Below are 5,036 nucleotides of genomic sequence, written 5' to 3'. Positions count from 1 at the left end.
GATCTGGACCGTCGGCCCGGTCGTCATCCTGCTCTGCATCGCCATTCCTTCGTTCCAGCTGCTGACCGCGCAATACACGCCGCCGGAAGACGCAAAGCTGACCGTCAAGGCGACCGGCAACCAGTGGAACTGTGACTACGAATACCAGACCGAGAACACGATTTCCTTCAACTCCGCGATCCTGCAGGAAGCCGACCGGGCAGCTGCTGGCARGGAAGATCGCAAGATCTATCCGCGCCTGCTCGCCGTCGACAACGAGATGGTTGTGCCGGTCAACACCATGACCCGCGTCCTGGTGACCGCAACGGACGTGATCCACTCCTTCGCCATGCCGTCGTTCGGCATCAAGATGGACGCGGTTCCCGGCCGCACCAACGAGACCTGGTTCAAGGCCAACAAAGAAGGCCTCTACTACGGCCAGTGCTCGCAGCTCTGCGGCAAGGATCATGCTTTCATGCCGATCGCCATCCGCGTCGTCTCCGATGCGCAATTCAAAAGCTGGCTGGCGGAAGCCAAGACCAACCTGCCCGGGGCCAACAAGGCGCTGATGGCTGAGGTCGACGGCCAGAACAAGGTAGCGGCCGCCGGCAACTGATGCCGCGGCCAATAAAAGATCAGGGAACGGAGCGGAACATGGCAGACGCTGCAGCTCACGACGACCACGACCACAAGCCGTATCACGGCTGGGTCCGGTGGGTGTATTCCACCAACCACAAGGACATCGGCACACTCTATCTGATCTTCGCGATCTTCGCCGGCATCGTCGGCGGTGCCTTGTCGGTCGCCATCCGCATGGAGCTGCAGGAGCCGGGGATCCAGATTTTCAGCGGCCTCGCGCAAATGGTCTACGGCATGAACGGTGACGCCGCGATCGACGGCGGCAAGAGCATGTACAACGCCTTCGCCACCGCGCACGCGCTGATCATGATCTTCTTCATGGTCATGCCGGCCCTGATCGGCGGTTTTGCCAACTGGATGGTGCCGATCATGATCGGTGCACCTGACATGGCCTTCCCGCGCATGAACAACATCTCGTTCTGGCTGCTGCCGCCGGCCTTCCTGCTTCTGATCGCCTCGGCCTTCATGCCGAGCGCGCCTGGCGCCTTTGGCGTCGGTGGCGGCTGGACGCTTTATCCGCCGCTGTCGACTTCGGGCCAGCCCGGGCCGGCGATGGATCTGGCGATCCTGTCGATCCACATTGCCGGTGCCTCGTCGATCCTTGGCGCCATCAACTTCATCACCACCATCTTCAACATGCGTGCGCCCGGCATGACGATGCACAAGATGCCGCTGTTCGCCTGGTCGGTGCTGGTCACCGCTTTCCTGCTGCTGTTGTCACTCCCGGTGCTTGCCGGCGGCATCACTATGCTCCTGACCGACCGCAACTTCGGCACGACCTTCTTCGCGCCCGACGGCGGCGGCGATCCGATCCTGTTCCAGCACCTGTTCTGGTTCTTCGGTCACCCTGAGGTCTACATCCTGATCCTGCCGGGCTTCGGTATCATCAGCCACATCGTGTCGACCTTCTCGAAGAAGCCGGTGTTCGGTTACCTCGGCATGGCTTACGCGATGGTCGCCATCGGCGCGGTCGGCTTCATCGTCTGGGCCCACCACATGTACACGACCGGCCTGTCGCTCGACACGCAGCGCTATTTCGTCTTCGCCACGATGGTCATCGCGGTGCCGACCGGCGTGAAGATCTTCTCCTGGATCGCCACGATGTGGGGCGGATCGATTTCGCTGAAGCCGCCGATGCTGTGGGCTCTGGGCTTCATCTTCCTGTTCACGATCGGCGGCGTCACCGGCGTCCAGCTGGCCAATGCGGGTCTCGACCGCTCGCTGCACGACACCTATTTCGTGATCGCGCACTTCCACTACGTGCTCTCGCTGGGCGCGGTYTTCGCCATCTTCGCCGGCTGGTACTACTGGTTCCCGAAGATGACCGGCTACATGTATTCCTTCGCCATCGCCAACACCCATTTCTGGGTCACCTTCGTCGGCGTCAACCTGATCTTCTTCCCGCAGCATTTCCTCGGTCTTGCCGGCATGCCGCGCCGCACAATCGACTATCCCGACGCGTTTGCCGGCTGGAACATGGTGTCGTCCTACGGCTCGTATATCTCGGCCGTTGGCGTGGCGATCTTCCTCTACGGCGTGTTCGAGGCTTTCCAGAAGAAGCGGGTCGCCGGTGCCAATCCGTGGGGCGAAGGCGCCACGACACTGGAATGGCAGCTGCCTTCGCCGCCGCCCTTCCACCAGTGGGAGCAGCTGCCGAAGATCAAGTAAGTCGGCAGCCTCCATGGAATCAAAACCGCCGGCCTGCCGGCGGTTTTGGCCAAACGGAACGATGGATTTGAGTACGCATGGCCCTAGTCGACGAAACCAGCATTGACGAAGCGGGCTTCCGCATGTCGGAAGCGACGGCGGGCGATTTCTTCGCCCTGCTGAAGCCGCGCGTCATGTCGCTGGTGGTGTTCACCGCCTTCGTCGGATTGGTCGCGGCTCCTGTGACCATCAATCCGTTGCTGGCGGTGATCGCCATCCTGTCGATCGCCATCGGCGCCGGGGCCTCCGGCGCGCTCAACATGTGGTACGATGCCGACATCGACGCGGTGATGACGCGCACCGCATCTCGTCCGGTGCCGGCCGGCCGCATCCGGCCGGGCGAAGCGCTGAGTTTCGGGCTGGTTCTGTCGGTTCTGTCGGTGATGACGCTGGGCGTGCTGGTCAACTGGCTGTCGGCGACGCTTTTGGCCTTCACCATCTTCTTCTATGCCGTCGTCTATACGATGTGGCTCAAGCGCTGGACGCCGCAGAACATCGTCATCGGCGGCGCCGCCGGTGCCATTCCGCCTGTTATCGGCTGGGCCGCGGTGACCGGAAGCGTCAGCCTGGAAAGCTTTGTCCTGTTCCTGATCATCTTCCTGTGGACGCCGCCGCATTTCTGGGCGCTGGCGCTGTTCAAGTCCGAAGACTATGCCCGCGCCGGCATTCCGATGATGCCGAACGTCGCCGGCCAGGCTTCGACCCGCCGCCAGATCTTCGCCTATGCGCTGCTGCTGGCGCCGGTCGGCGTGCTGCCATGGATCCTGGGCTACACCACGCCGGTCTATGGCGTGGCCGCCGTGCTGCTTGGGTTGGGTTTTGTCTGGTACGCGTGGAAAGTGCTTGGCATGACCGACGATGACCGCGTGATGAAGCCGGCCAAGGCCTTGTTTGCCTATTCGTTGCTCTATCTCTTCGCCATCTTCGCTGCCTATCTCGCCGACAGCGTCGTCGAGCGCGCGCTTGCCATGGGTGGAGCATGACCATGATCGAAGAAAAACTCGAGCTGGTCACGCTGACCGAGCGGCAGAGGAAAGCCAGACGCAATCGTTCTGTCGCCATAGGCTTGGCGCTGGCGGTGCTGGTGATCATTTTCTACATCGCGACGATCGTGAAATTCGGTCATCACCCCGGCTCGATGTGAGAACACGATGAGCCAGGTGACCGCCAGCAGGAAGAACACCAACCGCGTCGTCGCGTTTGTCTGCCTTGCCTTCTTCGGCGGCATGATCGGCATGGCCTATGCCGCAGTGCCGCTCTACAAGATGTTCTGCCAGGCGACGGGCTATGGCGGCACCACGCGGCGCGCCACGCAGCAATACGCGAACCGGGTGCTCGACCGCGACATCGTTGTCCGTTTCGACGCCAACATCGCCGGCGTGCCCTGGGATTTTCAGCCGGTCGATCGTTCGATGACGATGAAGATCGGCGAGACCGTGCAGGCGCACTATCAGGCCACCAACAAGTTCGATCGCCCCGTTACCGGCCGCGCCACCTTCAATGTGCAGCCGGAACTGGCGGGGCCCTACTTCAACAAGGTCGAGTGTTTCTGCTTCACCGATACGACTTTGAAGCCCGGCGAGACGCTGGACATGCCGGTCGTGTTCTATGTGGATCCCGATATCGTGAATGTACCGGAACTGAAGGACGTGAAGACAATCACCCTGTCCTATACGATGTTCCCGGTCGAGAAGAGCAAGCCGGTCGCGTCATCAGTGCCGGTCCAAGGCAGCAGCAAGACAATTTCGAATACCGAAGCAAATCTCGGGGGTTGATATGGCAGACGCGCACGCAAAACCACACCATGACTACCATCTCGTCGACCCGAGCCCATGGCCGTTCCTGGGGTCCATCGGCGCGCTGGTGACCGCAATCGGCGGTGTCTGCCTGATGCAGTATCTCAAGGCCGGCGACTTCCCGATCTTCGGCTTCAACATCGCCAATCCGTGGCTGTTCTTCATCGGCCTGGCGATCGTCCTTTACACCATGTTCGCCTGGTGGTCGGACACGATCAAGGAAGCGCATGAGGGCCATCATACGCGTGTCGTGTCGCTGCACCTGCGATACGGCATGATCATGTTCATCGCCTCCGAGGTGATGTTCTTCGTCGCCTGGTTCTGGGCCTACTTCGATGCCAGCCTGTTTCCGGGCGAGGTGCAGCAATACGCCCGCACCGCGTTTACCGGCGGTGTCTGGCCGCCGAAGGRCATGGAGGTTCTCGATCCCTTCCACCTGCCGCTCTACAACACCATCATCCTGCTGCTGTCGGGCACCACGGTCACCTGGGCGCACCATTCGCTCATCCATGGCGATCGCAAGGGGCTGATCAACGGCCTGGTGCTAACCGTCGGCCTCGGCATGCTGTTCACCATGGTGCAGGCCTACGAGTACATTCATGCTCCGTTCGCCTTCAAGGATTCCATCTACGGCGCAACCTTCTTCATGGCGACCGGCTTCCATGGCTTCCACGTCATCATCGGCACCGTCTTCCTCTTGGTCTGCCTGCTCAGGGCGATGAAGGGTGATTTCACCCCCAAGCAGCATTTCGGCTTCGAGGCGGCCGCCTGGTATTGGCACTTCGTCGACGTTGTCTGGCTGTTCCTGTTCTCAGCGATCTATGTCTGGGGATCGGCCGGCGCGGTGATCGAAGCCCACTGATTTCGACCTGAGCAAAACAGAGGCCCCCATCCCGATTCATCGGGATGGAACAG

The 5,036-nt window shown here is 61.4% G+C and carries 6 protein-coding genes; all 6 read left to right on the top strand.

The genetic code is table 11. From position 1 onward, the window contains the following. Positions 1–595: cytochrome c oxidase subunit II (coxB, locus tag ACXJ7R_RS24645; protein WP_457154104.1), on the top strand; the 595-nt coding region annotated here is incomplete at its 5' end. A 38-nt stretch (positions 596–633) separates the two neighbouring features. Then, positions 634–2,286: a cytochrome c oxidase subunit I gene (ctaD, locus tag ACXJ7R_RS24640; protein WP_095091932.1), complete on the top strand. Its 1,653-nt coding sequence runs from the start codon at positions 634–636 to the stop codon at positions 2,284–2,286. Between the two features lie 77 nt (positions 2,287–2,363). Continuing rightward, the gene (locus ACXJ7R_RS24635; RefSeq protein WP_457154103.1) at positions 2,364–3,308 is read left to right on the top strand and encodes a heme o synthase; all 945 of its coding nucleotides are present in this window, start codon (positions 2,364–2,366) and stop codon (positions 3,306–3,308) included. Between the two features lie 2 nt (positions 3,309–3,310). Continuing rightward, positions 3,311–3,469: a hypothetical protein gene (locus tag ACXJ7R_RS24630; RefSeq protein WP_095091991.1), complete on the top strand. Its 159-nt coding sequence runs from the start codon at positions 3,311–3,313 to the stop codon at positions 3,467–3,469. A 7-nt stretch (positions 3,470–3,476) separates the two neighbouring features. After that, positions 3,477–4,100 (top strand): cytochrome c oxidase assembly protein, encoded by a 624-nt coding sequence (locus tag ACXJ7R_RS24625; RefSeq protein WP_095091934.1) that lies wholly within the window; start codon positions 3,477–3,479, stop codon positions 4,098–4,100. A 1-nt stretch (position 4,101) separates the two neighbouring features. Continuing rightward, complete coding sequence (locus ACXJ7R_RS24620; RefSeq protein ID WP_457154102.1) at positions 4,102–4,983, top strand: cytochrome c oxidase subunit 3; 882 nt, start codon at positions 4,102–4,104, stop codon at positions 4,981–4,983. Positions 4,984–5,036 lie beyond the last annotated feature (53 nt).

It is taken from the genome of Mesorhizobium sp. P5_C1 (assembly GCF_054049815.1).
This window is presented reverse-complemented; position numbering and strand designations above follow the sequence as displayed.